The following is a 17,669-nucleotide window of genomic DNA, read 5'->3' as shown; positions in this document are numbered from 1 at the left end:
CTGCAAACCTGACTGGGGATTCGTGACTAGACTACCAGAAAATCCCGCTGCTGCAGCAGGTTTGGATTGACACCGGTCAGTGTGACCGAGTGAAGCGCGTCCAGCGCAATGATGGTATCGGCCGGGTTGCCGGCGTTGTGCGGATCGGCGGTGATCGCAGCCAGCGCTGCCGCCGCGTCCGCGTAAGCCGACTGGCTGAGTTGCAGGACGTCATGCGCCACGTCGAAATTGCCGATGGTAGCCGTGGCGGCCGCCTGCGAATTGAACTGGAACACGAACGTATCGTTCGCCGCTGACGCCGTCAGCGCAGCGTTGTCCCCCTGCACGGTCACCAGGTGCGATCCGTCATTGTTGGTGACATCCTGAGCGATGACCGCGCCATCAGCGCCATAACTGACCAGAGATTTGGCATAGGGCGGATTGGCGCCGAAATAGAAACTTGCGACGATCTCATTTACCGTCGACGGCGTCAGCAGCGTATTCAAATGCGCATCATCCGTCGGCGTCGTGTTCTGGAACTCGATCTGCAGCGGCCCCGAACCGACGCCCTGCACCAGAATGTGCGCCGTGCCGCCGGCGACGGAAATCGCGATGTCGGTGTCGTGGCCGCCATTGACGGTCGAGACCGACACCGCATTGGGATCGACGCCTTCGAGATGGATGCGGTCGTGCTCGCTGCTGCCGGTTGCCCAGGACAAGTCGGTGATCTTGTCGGTGACGCCCGCGGCAAGGTCGCTGCCGCGGAAGAAGAACACGTCGTCCCCCGTCCCGCCGGTGAGGCTCTGCGCGCCGACACCGTAATGGATCACGTCGTTGCCCGATCGATCCGGCCCGGCGGTGATGGTCGTGGTGTTGGCCGCGGAGTCGTAGGCGAAATGGAAGTCCGACAGCGAAGCGATGTCATCGCCGCTGACCGTAAGGCTGACCGATCCGCTCGCGCCGCTCAGAACCAGAACGCCATTGATGAACGTTTCACTCGTGGCGTGGAAGCCGTCGACGATGATCTGGTCACGCGTGCCGAAATGCTCGATCGCGTTGACGGGCGCGTTTGCGGCGCTGAATTCCAGCGCGGCATGATCCGCCGCCGAGAAGTCGATCGCGCCGGAGCCGGCCGCGCCGCTCGCAGTGAGGTCGAGCGTGCCGTTCTCGATCGTGATGCCGCCGGTGAACGTGTTCGCGGTCGCCAGGACCAGCGTTCCGTCGCCATCGAGGACCAGATGTCCCGCGCCGGTCTGGCCGCTGGCATCGTGCGAGCCGGTCATATCGGCGATCACGTCGCTGATCGTGATGATGTGCCCCGCATCCGGAGCGAAGGTGATGGTCTGGTTGCCCTGGAGGAAGATGCCGCTGCCGAGGCCCGATCCGGAATTGTGGCCGACATTCGAGCCCGAACCACCGGCGACGCTGTTGTCGTGGGTGCCACCGCTGCCGCCGAAGGTCAGCGAGCCGCCTTCCTGGACGAAGATCGCGCCGCCGGCGCCGAGTCCGCCGCCGCCCGATTGATAGTTGCCTTGCCCGCCGCCGAAACCGCCGGCGCCATTCGCGTAGCCCCAATAGCCGGCACCGCCGCCACCACCGAACCCGCCGGCGCCGCCCGCACCCCGCAGCCCAGCGCCGCCACCACCGCCGAACCCGCCGGCACCTCCGGCGCCGCCCGTGAGATCCACAGGGCTGACGACGCCGCCGCCACCACCACCGCCAAAACCACCGGCGCCGCCCGACGTGGCGGACCCCGCGCCACCACCGATGCCGCCACCAGCGCCGCCGACATAGCCGTAGCGACCGGAGCCCCACGGACTGGTGCCAGTGACGCCGCCGCCACCATCGGTACCTCCAGCACCGCCACCGGCCGCCGCGCCGATAACGATGCCGCGACCGGGCACGTAGCCAAAATAGCTCCCGCCCGACGCCGCGAGGCCGATGCCGCCGCCGCCATTGACGTTGCCAGCGCCGCCCATGCCGCCGCCGCCGCTGGCGGAATAGCCATTGAAATAGCTTCCATTGCCGCCGACCGCCCGATCATGTGCAAAGCTGACATTGTCGAGCGTGACCGCGCCGCCCGAGGCGATGAAGAGGCCGCCGCCAAGTCCCGCGCCGCCTCCGCCACCGCTGGTGGAGTCGCCACCTCTGGCAACCGCATTGATGACGCTGAGATTGTCGATGTCGATCGTGCCGGAATAGACGAACAGGCCGGGAAGTCCGTGGGCGTCCAGGGTATGCCCATTGCCATGGATCGTCAGCGTATCGCCAGAGGCGAGATTGAACGCCGCGAGCTGTGTGCTCAGGACGAGGTCGCCGACGATGTTGAACGTGTAGTGCGTGTTGACGTGTGAATATGCGCCGGTCAGATCGATCGCTGCGATGTCGGCGGCGAGCTCCGCGGCCGTTGTGATCGTGAAGCTGGTGGCGGTCGTCGCAACGTTCACATTGGAGGCCGTCGACGCGGCGCTGGTCGCCGAGCCCGCGCCGTTCACCAGCGTCTGCGTCGCCGTGATCGTGTGAGCGCCGGCGCCGAGCGCAAGGCCGTTGATCGAATAGATCGCGAAGTGGCCGGTCTGGTCCACCGTGCCCGAGCCGATCGCAGTCGTGCCGCCATCCGCATACAGCGTGACGATGTCGCCGGCCTTGCCGGTGCCGAAAGCCTCGACGCGTCCGCCGGGATCGTCGACCGAAACCACCGATGTGATGACCGGCGCGACCGGCGCAACCGTCGCCACGAAGCCCGATGCCGTGCTGGTGAGATGATCCGCATTGGTCTCTGTCACCGACACGGCCTGGACGCCGGGGTTCAGGCCGGAGATGGTCGTGATGTCGAAATGCCCGGTGGCATCGACGATTCCCGAACCGATGGTGACGCCGCCGAGGGTGATCGTCACGGTGTTGCCGACTTCGCCCGTGCCGACGAACTCGAGCGCACCGCCCTCCACCGTTGTTCCGATCTGCGCCGTGATCGTCGGCGCGATCGGGTTGACGTTGACGGTGAATGCAGGCGACAGGCCGCTCGCCATACCGTCGTCGGTCTCCGTCGCGGTAAAAGTGTGAATGGCGTCTGCAAACGTCACGGTGGTCGTGATCGAGAACGTGCCGTTGGCGGCAACCGTGCCGGTTCCGACTGCCGTCGTGCCGCCGTCGGCGTAAAGCGTGATGGTGCCGCCGACGTGCTGGGCGGTTCCCTTCACGGTCACGGTGGTGCCGTTGATGGGCTGGCCCACCAGCGCGGTGATCGCCGGCGCATTCGGCGTGACGTTGACCGACACGCCCGAGGAGACCAGGCTGACGAGGTTGGCGGCGTTGGTTTCCGTGGCACGGATGATATGCGCCCCGCCGAGGATATTGGCGAAGATGTCGAAATGACCGGTCGCATCGACCACGCCGCTGGCCAGCACCGTCGTGCTGCCGTCGGCGAACAGCTTGATGGTCTCGCCGACCTCGCCGGTGCCCTGCACCTCGATGCGCTGCGAGGTGCCGGAAACGGGAAGCACCGCCGAGATGACCGGCGTATCCGGGATCACGTTCACGGTGAATTGCGACGACACCGGACTGACGAGGTTCGCGGCATCGGTCGCCGTCGCGGTCAGGCGGTGCACGCCGTCGGCGAATGTCACCGTCGTCGTGATGTCGAAATGTCCGGTGGCGTCGATGACACCGGTTCCGACCGGCGTCGTGCCACCATCGGCGTAGAGTGTGACGCTCTGGTTCGGCTGGCCCGTGCCCTTGACCTCGATGGTGCCGTCATTGTCGGGCTGGCCGACCAGCGTGGTGATGGCCGGCGCCGACGGAACGACAGTGATGGAGAGACCGTTCGATGCCGTGCTTGGCAGGTTCGACGTCACGGCGACCGCCGTCAGCGTGTGGACCCCGTTGCTCAGTCCCGCCGAGGTCACGATGTCGAACTGGCCGCTGGCGTTGGTGGTGCCGGTGCCGATCACCGTCGTACCACCGTCGGCAAAGATCTGGATGGTGTGATTGGGCTCGCCCGTGCCCTTCACCTCGATCGGCCCGCCATTGAAGGGGTTGTTGACCAGCGCGGTGATCGTGGGGGCAGTCGGATTGACGTTGACGATGAAGCCGGCCGACAGCGGGCTTACCAGGCCGAGGCTGTCGGTCTCGGTCGCCCGGATGGTATGGACGCCGTCGGTCAGCGCCGGCGTGACGATGTCGAAATTGCCGTTGGCGTCCGCAACGCCGGTCGCAAACACGGTCGAGCTGCCGTCGAGATACAGCTTGATCGTCTGGTTGGGCAGCGCGGTGCCCTTCAGCTCCACGGTGTCGCCGTTGAGCGGATGGCCGATCTGCGTCGTGATGACAGGCGCGCTCGGAAGGACCGTGACCGCGAATCCGGCGGAGAGCTGCGACGACGTTCCCGTCTGCGAAACCGCCTGGAATGTGTAGAAGCCGTCGGCGAGCGGCGAGGTGATGAGATCGAAATTGCCGTTGCCGTCGACGATGCCGGTGCCGAGCACGGTCGTGCCGCCGTTGGCAATGATCGTGACCGTGGTGCCCGGAGCGGCCGTGCCGCGCAGTTCGACGCCGCTGCCGTAGACCGGCTGGCCGACCACGCCGGTGATTCCGAACGGGACGCGATCGGTCAGCATCACGCCGCCGCTGTAGGCCGTGACGTCGAACTGGAAAAGAGAAAAATCAACTCCCGGGTTGAGATGCAGATCGACTGAATGAACGCCATCGCTGACGGTCAGGACGTTGCCCGCGCCCATCGTCGCCGTCGCATTGGCGGCAAAGCCGACCAGCTTGATCGTATCGCCCGGATTGAAGCCGTTGATCTGGTTGGGCAGCGTCACCCCGGCTTCGAGGATCAGCGTCGCGCCCGAATTGGGGACGAAGGTGATGATGCCGCTGCCGATCGAATTCACCGAGGTGAGATCGATCGTGCTGTTGCCGCTCAGCGCCATGCCGCCGGTCAGCAGGTTCATGCCGGTGATCGTCAGCACCGACGTGCCGGAGGCACTGATGGTGCCGCCGCCCGTGATCTTGTTCGCCAGCGTGTAGTGCGCCGAGCCCGACAGCGAGAAGGAATCGTTGACGAGATCGCCCACCGTCAGCGACACCGTGCCGGTGTTGGAGATGTCGATCGTCGTGCCGGTGATGGCGCCCGACAGCGTGACGTTGCCGGCGCCCGCGACATGGATGATGCCGACGCCTCCACCTGCGATCGTGTCCGAGATGGTCAGCGTGTTACCCAGCAGCGGCGCAAGGGTGACGTTCTGCGAGGCCGCGAAGAGACCCGAACCGATGCCCTGCCCGTTTCCGCCGGCAGCGGTCGTGGATGCACCGCCGAGACCGCCGACCGCGGTGTTGCCGCCGATCGAACCACTCTGGATCGTCAAAGATCCGCCGGACGCAACGAAAACGCCGCCGCCAAGACCGGCGCCGCCACCGCCACCACCGGACGCAACCCTTACCCCGCCGCCGCCGCCGCTGCCCGCACCATAACCGCCGCTGCCGCCGAGGCCTGCATAAAGGTCGCCACCGAAGAAAGGGGGACTGCGGGTGATAACCCTGTAAACGCTGGCCCCGCCACCACCGCCGCCGCCAAATGAGCCGGCCAGACCGTTGCTTCGCGAGTGCGCGTAGAAGGCCGGCTGGCGCCCCCAACCGCCCGCGCCGCCGATGCCGAATCCACTCACAGGGCTCCCCGGCCCGCCGCCGCCGACGTAGCTATTGTAGCCTCCGGCGGTGCCGCCATTGCCACCGGCGCCACCGATCGCGGAGTTGCCGGTGAACGCCACGCCATCGAGCGTCGCGGACGCACCTGCGCCAATGAAGAGGCCGCCGCCCAGTCCGGCACCGCCACCGCCGGCGCCGGCATAGGCGTGGGCAACGGACCCGCCGTCGCGGCCATGTGCAAGGGTGCCTTCGATCGTCAGCTGGCTGAGCACCAGATTGCCGGATTCGAGATCGAACCCGGAATAGGTCGCCGTGCCATTGACCGAACCGTCGATGGTGTGGCCGCCACCCTTGATGGTGAGCGTGTCGCCGGCGGCAAGAAAAAGCGCTGCCATGTTGCCGGTCAGCTTCAGATCGGCGGTCAGGTCGATCTCGTAGTCGATGTTCGTGCCGTAGTAGAAGCCGCCGGGATTGATGGCCGCGAGCGCCGCATTGAATTCCGCCATCGTGCCGACAGTGAAGGTCGCGATGGGATGGCCGGTGAAGGCCGGCGTGCCCATGGACGCGCCGGTCGCGAAGGTGAAAGCCGGACCATTGCCGTTGACGGCGCCGTTCAGCGTGTGTCCGTTGGTATTGATGGTGAGCGTATCGCCGGCGGCAAAATTCAGCATGCCCGCCGACAGGCTGCCGAGCGCGGTGTCTCCCTCGAGATTGATGACGTAGTTGATGTTCGGCGAGGAGAAGAAACCTCCGACATTGATGGCATTGAAGGCTGTCGTCAGCTCCGCAACGCTTGCAACGTCGAACGTGGGGATCGCATTTCCGACCAGCAGGGCGTTTCCGCCGGACACACCTGCCACAAAACTGAATCCGCCGCCGGCGCCGTTGACGGCGCCGTCCAGGGTATGGCCCGCGGTATTCACCGTGATCGTATCCCCGGCGACGAGGGTAAGCTTCGCCAGTCCCGCCACCAGCGGAATGTCTCCGTCGAGATTGATCACGTATTCGACGGACAGGTTAGAGACAGGATTGGAGTTGACGGTCTGGATCGTGGCGACCAGTTGGTCCGTCGTCGAGACGTTGTAGATCGGCTCGACTGTCAGCGTGCCGCTACCGGTGTGGGTGAAGACCTCGCTGCCGTAGAATGCGCCCCGCAACAGCACATCGCCGGAGCCAGAGACGTTGATGGCACTGGCCGTGATCCTGGTGAGGACGGTGACATCGCCGGCGCCGGTTATGTTGAGGACATTCGTTCCGATGCCCTGCGCCAGCACGACCGCGCCGGCGCCCTGAATATTGAACGTGCTTTGGGTGCCGCCCACGAACTGATCGACCGTGAGGGTCTGTCCGGCGCTGGACGTCAGGCCGACCGTGCCGCCGTAGTTGAAGAGATCGTTGCCGATGCCCTGGCCCGCCGTACCGCTGGTGCCCCATGGACTGCTGCCGCCGGCGCCGCCCGTTGCACCATTGTTGGAGAAGGTCCAGTCGGTGATATTCAGTGCACCGCCGGAGGCGACGAAGACCGCGCCGCCGAGGCCCGCGCCGCCGCCACCACCGCCGCCGCCGCCTCCGCCTCCAGAGGTTCCAGTGCCGCCCATGCCGGCGCCGTAGCCGCCGGCGCCGCCACCGCCGGGTGGAAAGGAGGTGACCGGACTGCGTCCGCCGCCGCCACCGCCACCACCACCGCCGAAACTGCCTCCGCCTCCGTTGGCGCTGAAATGACCACCCGCTCCGCCATAGCCGAATCCCGGCTGGCCCGGGCTCGATGCGCCTCCCGTTGTAACACCCTGGTCGCCATTCGGCACGCTCGGTGCATAGATGCCGCCCTGACCGCCATTTCCGCCGAAGACATGATTGTCGGTGAAAGCGACATCGGTCAGTGTCGCCGAGCTGCCGGCGCCTATGAACAGCGCGCCGCCCGCACCGAGTCCACCACCGCCGCCGCCATACTTCGACGCAGTTCCCGGTGACGCCCCGTCTCCGCCGTGCCGGACGAAGTCGGCGACGGTCAGATGATCGATCGTCACGTCGCCTGATCGCAGGACGAAGCCGGAATAGGTGGCGGCGCCGTCGATCTCATGGCCGAGGCCATGGATCGTCAGCGTGTCGCCGCTGGCGAGATTGATGTCGGGCAGCGCGCCGTCCAGCGTGAAGCTGCCGACGATATCGATCTCGTAGTTCTGGTTGGTGGCGGAGAACACGCCGCCGACGCTGATCTCGTTGATCGCGCGGGCGAGCTGCGCGGTGGACGACACATGGTAGACCGGCACCTCGTTGAGCTTCAGTTCGGTGCCGCCGGTCCCATCGGACACCAGCAGGAATCCGTGCGGCGCGATGTTCTGCTCGGCCGGATCGAAGTGGACGGTCGCAACCGGCACGCCGCCGGGGCCGGTCAGCGTCAGCACGTTGTTGACGAAGCTGCCGATGCCGGTGGCGTTGATCGTCGCAAAGTCGATGGTGTCGCCGACGCCGAAGCCATGCACGACCGCGCTCGGCATCGCGCCTGTGACGGACAGGGTCTGCATCCCCGTACCGAAGTTGACCGATTGAATGCCAGACAGCCCGCCCTGGAAGATGGCGACATTGTCGCCATTGCCGAGATCGAGTGAGCCACCGAGTGAGACGGAGGCGGTGAAGGTGACGGTGATGATCTGGGCGCCGAGCCCGAGGTCACCGCTCCCGGTGAACGTATTGCCGAACGTGCCGGAATGGGCAATGACGATGTCGCCATTGTCGACCACCGCTCCGCTGCCGAAGGTCCCCTGCCCACCGAGCGTGAGCTTGGCGCCGGCATCGATCGTCGTGCCGCCGACATAGGAATTGGCGCCGTCGAACTCGACGGTGCCCGGCCCCTTGATCTCGATCGCGACGCTGCCGCCATTGCCGCCCTGGTCGGCGATCCCACCGGCAATCGTGATCGCGTCTCCGGACGCCGGCGCGAGAACGATCGACTGGTTGCCCTGGAGGAAGATGCCGCTGCCGAGCCCCTGCCCGGCGCCAGGCATAGAGTACAACTGATGAGCCGCCTGGATGGCACCCGCAGCGCCTCCGGCCACGGAGCCGCCGGACAGCGATCCGCTTTCGAGGATCAGCGTGCCCCCCTCCTGGACGAAGATGCCACCGCCGGCACCAAGCCCGCCGCCACCGACATTGCCGATCTTTGACTGGTAATACCCGCCGGCACGATAGGCGAAGGAGACGCCGCCATTGCCCGCGCCAAATCCCCCGATGCCGAACCAACCGCGGAGGCCGCCGCCGCCACCGCCGCCGCCGAAGCCGCCATTGCCGCCGGCGGCGTTCTCGCCGTTGCCGTAGCTGTTGGTGTTCGTGTTGAAGCCGCCACCAGCACCGCCGCCGCCACCGAAGCCGCCCTGTGCACCCGTGGTTCCGGCTTTCCGGGAGGCGAGATAGGCGTTACCGCCGCCGCCACCACCGCCAAAGGTGCCGGAGGCCGGGGACGATCCGCGATACGACGTCGCCCCGGCCCCGCCTCCGCCCGGAAGATTCGACAGGCCGAGGCCGCCGCCGGCGCCGCCCGCATAGCCCCAGCCGGTGTAGCCGACGTGGCTTCCGATGCTATAGAAATGTTGCACCCCGGTCGTGGAGCCAACGGCTCCGTCGGTGCCCATGCCGCCGCCGCCGCCACCGCCTTGATAAATCCTGCCGGCCGGGTTCACGCCGCCGCCGTTGCCGCCCCGGGCGGCGTTGTAGAGGAAGGTCACGTTGGCGATCGTCGCCGTGGCACCGGCCGCGACGAACAGGCCGCCACCAAGTCCGGCGCCGCCGCCGCCACCGCCGATGGCGCCGGCGCCACCCTGCGCCAGCGTGTGCGCAATCGTCATGTCCTTGAACGTGACGGTGCCGGCATATTCGAAGAAGCCGCGGTGGGTGTTGGCGCCGTCGAGCGTGAAGCCGGCGCCATCGACCGTCAATTTGCTGCCGCTGGCGAGATTGATGGCGGCAAGATCCGAGCTCAGCGACGCCAGCGAAATATTGCCGGCGAAATGGATGACGTAGTTGAGATTCGCGCCATAGGCGTTGCCGCCCGAGCTCATCGCCGTCAGTGCAGCGTTGAGCTCGGCCGCGGTGCTCACCGTGAAGCTGGTCTGCGCCAGGCGGATGTTGGTGCCGCCATTGCCGTCCGCGACCAGGGCAAGGTTGAGATCGAAATGCTGCGCCGGGTCGAAATGCAGCGTCGCCACCGCCGTGCCGCTGACATTCTTCAGCGTCATGACGTTGTTCGCATCGATCGTGAAGGAGGTCGCGACAACCGACTTGAGATCGATGGTATCCCCGACGTCGAAGCCCTTGAGGGTGACGGCGGGAACGCCGGTATCGAACACGGCGGTGATGATATGACCTTGGCCGAAATTGAACGTGCCCGTTCCGGTCACGGCGGCCTGGAATTCGAACGTGCCATCGTGGTCGAGGGTAACCGCGCCGTTGTCCGTGATCGCGTTCACGATCGTACCCGGCGCCTCGAACCGCAGCGTGCCGTTGTCGATGATGGCGCCGGTGCCGGCGCTGCCGCCGGCCTCGACCTCGAGCGTGCTGCCGCTAGCGATGGTGGTGCCGCCGACATAGCTGTTGGCACCGGCGAAATGCACCGTGCCCGCGCCGCCAATGTCGACGTGGCCACTGCCGCCATTGCCGCCCTGGTCGGCGATCGTATCGGCAATGACGGCGTCCGCGCCCGCAGACGGCGCGAACGTGATGCTCTGGTTGCCCTGGATGAAGATGCCGGAGCCGAGCGCCTGTCCGTCGCCTCCGCCGCGGCTGCCCAGCCCTCCCGTAGCCGAATTGCCGGAGACCGAACTGCCGGCAATCGTCAGCGAGCCGCCTTCCTGCACGAACACGGCACCGCCGGCGCCGAGGCCGCCGCCGCCACCGGCAAACCCAAACTGATCGCGGCTTCCGCCAGCACCGCCGCCGAACCCGCCAGCACCGCCCGCGCCGGCGGTACTGCGCCCGCCGCCGCCACCGAAGCCGCCGGCACCGCCCGTCGCTCCCGCTCCGCTGCCGTAAGAGCCTGCGGCTCCGCCGCCACCTCCGAAACCGCCGTCGCCGCCGACGCTGAAGGTTCTTACATTTGTGGTGTTCTGGTTGGCGCTCGCACCGCCACCGCCGCCACCGCCAAACCCGCCATCCGCACCCGGAGAAAGGCTGCTGCCGCCCGAAGGTTTGCCGCCGGCAGCGGCCTGCGAATAGCTCGCGTGCCCCGGGACGTTAACACCGAGCGTACCGCCCGGGGCGCCTTTGATGTAGATGAAGGTGCCGCCGCCGGCACTATAGCTGCCACTGGCGAAGGCGCTGCTGCCGGCGGTGCCCATGCCGCCACCGCCGCCACCTTGGCCTGAGCTCGAACCACCCCCCCAGTAACCTCCGGCGCCCCCCTTGGCCGCGTCGCCCGTGAACGTCACGGCATCGATCGCGACGGCTGCCCCCGCCGCCACGAACAGGCCGCCACCGAGACCCGCACCACCGCCGCCGCCTTCGACGCCGCCGGCGCCGCCCTGGGCCAGCGTGTGCGCGATGTTCAGATTATTGATCGAGACGTTGCCGCCGAACACGAACAGGCCGCGATAAGCATTTGCGCCGTCAAGCGAATAGCCTGCGCCATTGATGACGAGATGGCTGCCGCTGGCCAGATTGATCGCAGTCAGATTGGCGCCGAGCGAGGCAATGGAGATGTTGCCCGCGAACTCGATCGAATAGTTGGTGTTTGCGGCAGCAGCTCCGCCACCCACGCTGATGGCGAGCAGCGTCGCGTTGAGCTCCGCGGCGTTGTGGACGGTGTAGACGTTGGACGGCTTGATCACGGTGCCGCCGGAGCCGTCGGCCGAGAATGCGAAGCCGTAGGTCGGTCCGCTGAAATGCAGATCGGCGCTATGGGTACCGTCGGTGACGTGCAGAATGCCGGTCGTCGAATTGAACGACTGGGAGAACTGCCCTGAACTGTAGTTGATCCCGACCAGGTCGATCGCGTCGGTCGCGCCGCTGAAGCCCGCGATGGTGCCGGCAAAGCTCGCCGGGGCATCGATCTTGAGCGTGGCGAGCGCACCGTTGAAAGTGATGGTCTGGCCGGATCCGACGCTCGCGCCGAATTCGACCGTGCCGCCATTGCCGACTGTGACCGCCCCACTGCCGGTGACACTGCCCGCAACCAGCAGCTTGCCGCCGCCGTCCGCCTGCAGCGTGCCGGTATTGGTGACGTTGCCGGCGAGATCGAGCGTACCCGCCTTGGCGTCGATGACGCCGCTATTGTTGACCGCCGTGCTGACGATCGTGGTGCCGCTGCCGGTCTTGTCGTAGTTTCCGACGACGTTGAGGGTTCCGCTGCCGGCGCTCGACGCGATGTTGAAGGCACTTCCGCCGGTCGTGGCATCGGTGAAGGTGACGCCGGCATCGATCTTGAAGGCCGCGCCGTTGTTCAGCCGCAGCGTATCGCCGGAGAAGGCGCCGGTCTGGCCGGATCCGTGCAGCTCGAGCGTCCTGCCGTCGAGCGTAAAGGTCTCGTTATTGGCATCGAAGAAGGTCGCGAGCCCGTTGACGATGGTCGTGCCGCTGCCGCTCTCGGTGCCGCCGGTGAAGGTCGCCCCGTTGGCATCGATCAGCGTGCCGGTGCCCGACAGAGTGCCGCCGGACTGGGTCAGGCTGTGGATGGTTTCCGAGACGGCGCCGAGGTCGATGTTGCCCGGCAGCACGAAATCATTGGTGACGGCGACATTGACCAGCACCGGCACGCTGGTCACGCTGCCGTCGGTCGCGGACACGGTGAAGCTCGCGGCCGGGTTCAGCGTGCCGTCACTGACGAAGATCACCTGGCCCGCGGCGAGCTGTGCCTGGGTGAAGCTCGTGATCGCAACGCCGGGGGCGCTCGACAGAGCGACATAGCCACGTTGCGTGCTGCTGACGTTGAAGGTGAGCTGGCTCGCGCTGTTGTCGACATCGCTGACGCTGAGGTCGGCCGTGGTGATGGCCGTCGCAAGGCCTTGCAGCAGCGCCGCCGCATTGTCGCCGGACAGCACAGGCGCATCGTTGGCGCCCGTGATCGTGATGGTGACGACCTGCGCGCTGCCGTCGCTTCCCCTCACGGAGAAGGTGTCGGTCATCGTCGCGCCGGCGGCGAGCCCCTGCACCGTGGAATTGTTGTTGTCGAGCGTGTACCGCCAAACGCCGGCCGAGGACACGGTGTAGGTGCCGTAGCCACCGGTGCTGGCGGTCTGCGCGGCGACGGCCACGAAGGTGACGGAGGACGTGTCGGGATCGAACAGCGTCAGCGAGCCAGTCGCGGTCGGCATCCCCGGCACCGCGTTGGCGACGCCGCCCGCCTCGACGACCGAACCGGTCGTCGTCCCACTCATCGTGGCCGGATCGTCGGTGCCGAGGATGTTGATGGTGACGGACGAGGTGGTGCCGTCCGAACTCGCGACGGAGAAGATGTCAGTGTAGGTTTGCCCGCCCACGAACTCGTCATGTGCGGAGCTCGCGACATAGCTCCAGGTGCCATCCGCGGCGAGCGTGAAGGTGCCGTATTGCCCGGCGGTGCCGGCCTGCGCGACGAAGGATTGCGGACTGTCGGGATCCTGGATCGTCAGCGTGCCGCCGGTCGACAGCGCCGCGTTAGTTTCGGTCAGATTGCGCGTCACCGCCGATATCACGGCAGCATCGTCGGTGCCGTTGATGGTGATCGTGACGACCTGCGGCGTGCCGTCGACGGTCGTAACCGTGAACGTATCCGTCAGCGTGCCGCCGGCATTGAGCCCTTGAACTGCGGCATTGTTGTTGTCGAGCGTGTAGGTCCAGACCCCGGCCGATGTGACGGCAAAGGTGCCGTAGTGGTTGTCGCTTGCCGCGCCCGCATTGACCGCCGTGAAGGTGTTGGCGGGATTGTCGACGTCGGTGTCCGTCAGCGTGCCGGTCACGGTCGGCGTTCCCGCCAGCGCATTGTTGAGGCCGCCCGCCTCGGTCACCGAACCGGTGGTAGTGCCCGATATCGAAGCTGCGTCGTTGCTGCCGAGGATATTGATCGTGACGGACGAGGCCGTGCCATCCGAGCTCACTACGGAGAACGTGTCGGTGTAGGTCTGCCCGGCGACGAATTCGTCATGTGCCGAACTCGCGACATAGGTCCACGCGCCGTTCTGGGCGACGGTGAAGGTGCCGTAGTGCCCGACCGTGCCCGCCTGCGCCACGAAGGTTTCGGGATTGTCGACATCATGGATCGTCAGCGTGCCGCCGGTCGACAGCACCGAATCGGTCTCGGTCAGACCGACAGTGTCGGCTGACAGCACCGCGGCATCGTTGGCGCCGTTGATGGTGATCGTGACCAGTTGCGGGGTGCCGTCGATGGTCGTCACGGTGAACGTGTCGGTCAGCGTCCCGCCGGCATTGAGCGCCTGAACCGCGCTATTGCTGTTGTCGAGATTGTAGGTCCAGACGCCGCCCGACGTCATGGTGAAGGTGCCGTAACCGTGGTCGCTCGCCGTGGCGGCCCCGACCGCTGTGAAGGTGTTGGCGGGATTGTCGACGTCGGTGTCCGTCAGCGTGCCGGTCGCGCTCGGCGTCCCCGCCACCGCGTTGGCGACCCCGCCCGCTTCCGTCACCGCGCCGCTGCTGGTGCCCGACACCACAGCCGGATCATTGACCGCCTGCACGGTGATATCGACGGTCGCCACGTTGGAATCGGCGAGGCCGTCATTGACCTTGTAGGTGAAGCTGTCGGAGCCGTTGTAGTCGCCAACCGGCGCATAGGTGAAAGAGCCGTCGGCATTCAGCGTCAGCGTGCCGTGGGCCGGACCGTTGACGAGGATGGCGTGCAGCGCATCGCCGTCGAGGTCACTCGCCCCGGCGAGCACGCCCGTGCCCGGCACCACCAGCGCATGGTCCTCGTCGGTCGTGTAGCTGTGCGCGACGGCGACCGGCGCATCATTGGCGCCGTTGATCGTGATCGTCACATATTGCGTGGCGCTGGCCGCGGTGCCGTCGTTGACAACGACCGCATAGGTCAGCGTGAGCGTCTGACCCTGCTTCAGGAAATCGAGGTCTGCCGCAGCCGGCTGGTAGGTCCAGCCGAACGTCGTGGCGGAGCCGGTCGACAGGTGACCAGTGGAGTCGATCGCAAAGGCGGCACTGTCGGTGAGCGCCAGCGCGCCGGTCGGCAGATTGAAGGCGTGCCCGTCGAGGCTCACCACGGGCGCGCCGACCACCGAAGCTGTCAGCGTGTCGCCGACGTCGCGGTCGCTGGCCGAGATCGAGCCCGCCAGCGAAATGACCTGCGCATGGGCATCGGCCGCCTCGTTGACCGCCGCGGTGTCGCCCGTCACCACGGGCACGTCGTTGGTGCCGGTGATGGTGATGGTCAGGGTCTGCTGGTTGCTGGTGATGAGCCCGTCGCTGACTTCGACCGTGTAGGTCAGGACCAGGCTCTGCCCCTCCCGCAGGAAATCCAAATTGGCCGCGGACGCATCATAGGTCCAGCCGATACCGGCAGTGCCGCCGTTGGAGGTGCCCGCATGGAATGACAATGCATTGTTGATCAGCGACGCCGCCCCTGCCGGCAGGGCGAAGGCGTGGCCATCGAGAGTCACGACCGGCGAACCGGCGATCGAAGCCGTCAGCGTGTCGCCGATATCGGGATCGGTCACCGGCATGGTGCCCGTCAGCGTGACGTGCTGCGCGGCGGCGTCAGCAGCTTCCCCGGTGCCTCCCGAAGCAGCGGCCAGCACGGGAGCATCCTCATCGCCGGTGATCGTGATGGTGACGTTCCGGCTTGCCAGCCCGCCATGACCATCAGCGACGGTCACGGCATAGGTTTCCGTGACGGTCTGCCCGGCCCGCAGGAACTGGACGTCCGCGTTGTCGACGAGATATTGCCACGTCGCCTGCCCGCCGAGGCCATTGACAGTGTCGGCAGACAGATGCGCGCTCATGGTCCCGAGCGCCAGCCCGCCCGGGCGGGTCGAGCTGACGAAGGTGGCCGAGACGACATGCGCGTCCGCCAGATCGACGTCCGTGAACGCGATCGCACCGTCGGCATGCAGCCGTCCCTGGGCATCGAGCGCCGTATCCTCCTGCACCGCTCCGGTTGTCTGCGCAGCGCCGATGACCGGCGCATCGTCGACCGCACTGACCGTCAGCTCGCGCGTGGCGACGGCCGTGTCGTGCCCGCCGTGAGCGATGCCGTCCGGGTCCTGCACCGTCATGGTCAGCGTGCGGGTCAATGGCGAGGGATTGTCGCTGGTGTCGGTGTAGAAGACCGCCCGCAACGCGGCCGCAAAATCCGCAACCGACGGCTGCTGGCCGGCCTTCGCCGTCAGCGTCAGCGTGCCGGTGGCCGGATCGAACCTGCCCTCGATCCGCGTGGTGTTCGTAAACGACAGGATGTCTTCGCCCGGCTGATAGTTGCCGGTGATCCGGACGGTCGCCTGCAGCAAAGTGTGGCTGTCCGGATCGGACAGCGTCAGCGCCGGCGCAATCGCGACTGGCGTTTGCTCGCGCGCAGCCAACGGCGCCGATCCGGAATTGAAAGATAGCGAGGGCGGATCATTGACCGGCGGCGCCGGGATCGATCCAACTTCGGTACCGGCTCCGCCGTTACCACCTCCGGGCACGGGGGGGCCGACGTCCGCACCGGTGCTGACCGGCGGGCCGTGGCCGGGAACTCCATCAGGCAGAGACGACGGCGCGCCACCCCTTGGATCGTACGAGCCAGATGGAGGAGACGACGAACCGTGCGTGCCGGCACCGTTCGGCGAGTCGCTGCTATAGCGGTCCGCAAGGTTCTTGATCCGCAGAATGTTGTTCAAGGCATCCAGCTCGTCAGCCCTATCGGCGTCCGTCTTTACCTGCTCGCTGGTTGCTATCTGAGCTGGACCGGTCGGCTTCAGCTCCAGCTTGCCGCCTTCGCTGCTGATGGTTGCAATGGCATTGCCGTTCCGATCGTAGGCGGTCGCCTGATGCTGCCCATCGTTCTGATGAAAGATGGACAGTGTGACCGATCCATCGTCGGGGGAGATATCGCCGCCACCGGCCGAGCCTGCAATCCTTGCCGAACCGATCGGCGTTCCAATCCGCATGTCGCCGGTCTCGGCAATCTTGCCGGACGCGAAACTGAACGATCCCTGGATGAGATCGAAGACTTCCAGATTGGTGCTGCCCTGCGGGTCGAATTTGAATTCGCTCAATGCAAGGCGTGAACCATGGCCGAGCTGGAACGCGCTGCCGTCGTTGAAAACCAGGCCAGCCGTGCCCCCGCTGTCGGTCTGGACCACGTCTCCCTTGAGCAGCACATCGCCGTTGTTGAGCCCCACGACAACGCCGTTGCGCAGGACCGTCACCTGGCCTTCGACCCGTACCGCGTGTCCGATCACCTGCATCGCCGGCGACGCATCCTTGGCAGCGTACTGTCCGGGAGCAACAGGCCCGGCTAACACAGCGACGATCTCGCCGCTTAACCTGGCGCCATCCGTCGACAGCCGCGCGTGCAGATTTTCCGATTTGAAATAGCCGGCAACGACGTGACTCTTTCCGTCGGCACCGAGCAGCCTCAGGTCGTCGCCGGCCCGCTCGAACGCGGCGTTGAACAGGAGATGCGTTTCCTCAACCGCGACGGCGGATGCACCGGGCGCGCCTTCGATCGAAAGCTCTTGCGAAATAGAGAGCGAAAAATGCCGATCGTCACTGCCGACATGCAGCATCGTTCATTCCATTAAAAGAAAGCCGCATAGTTCGTTTGAAAGCCCGCCGCCGAACAAAACCCACACGACGTTGTCGTCGCGCTTCCATCTACCGACGAACGAGATCAATCCTCGTCATGCAATTCCTCGAGACTTTTGCCGAATGTTTCGACCGCCATTCTCATGTCGCGCAACCTGAACGCGACGACTCTTCGGCGGCAGATTAGTACGGTATTCTGCTGCCGAAGGCTGCGAACAACCATTCACACGCGCCGTATTCATGCGGCGCCGACAGCCGAAAACGCCGTTCATGATAAACTGCGACATGGGCCAATTCTCGTTCCGCGCACGAAAACAAGCTGCGAA

Annotated in this window: 1 protein-coding gene; it reads right to left on the bottom strand. The window is 66.3% G+C overall.

Features of this window, described 5'->3' with window-relative positions:
- Positions 1 to 26 precede the first annotated feature (26 nt).
- Positions 27 to 17,324, bottom strand: coding sequence for a VCBS domain-containing protein (locus NLM25_RS17375; protein ID WP_254141372.1), 17,298 nt, complete (start codon positions 17,322 to 17,324; stop codon positions 27 to 29).
- Between the last annotated feature and the right edge of the window lie 345 nt (positions 17,325 to 17,669).

The sequence above is a fragment of the Bradyrhizobium sp. CCGB01 genome (assembly GCF_024199795.1).
In the GTDB taxonomy this organism is placed as follows: Bacteria; Pseudomonadota; Alphaproteobacteria; order Rhizobiales; family Xanthobacteraceae; genus Bradyrhizobium.
Note: the sequence above shows the minus strand (reverse complement) of the source record. Positions and strands in the feature narration are given on the sequence as shown.

Bases quoted from the DNA above. Each gene is read 5' to 3' on its own strand.
- NLM25_RS17375 (WP_254141372.1), bottom strand. From the start codon at position 17,324: ATGCTGCATGTCGGCAGTGACGATCGGCATTTTTCGCTCTCTATTTCG.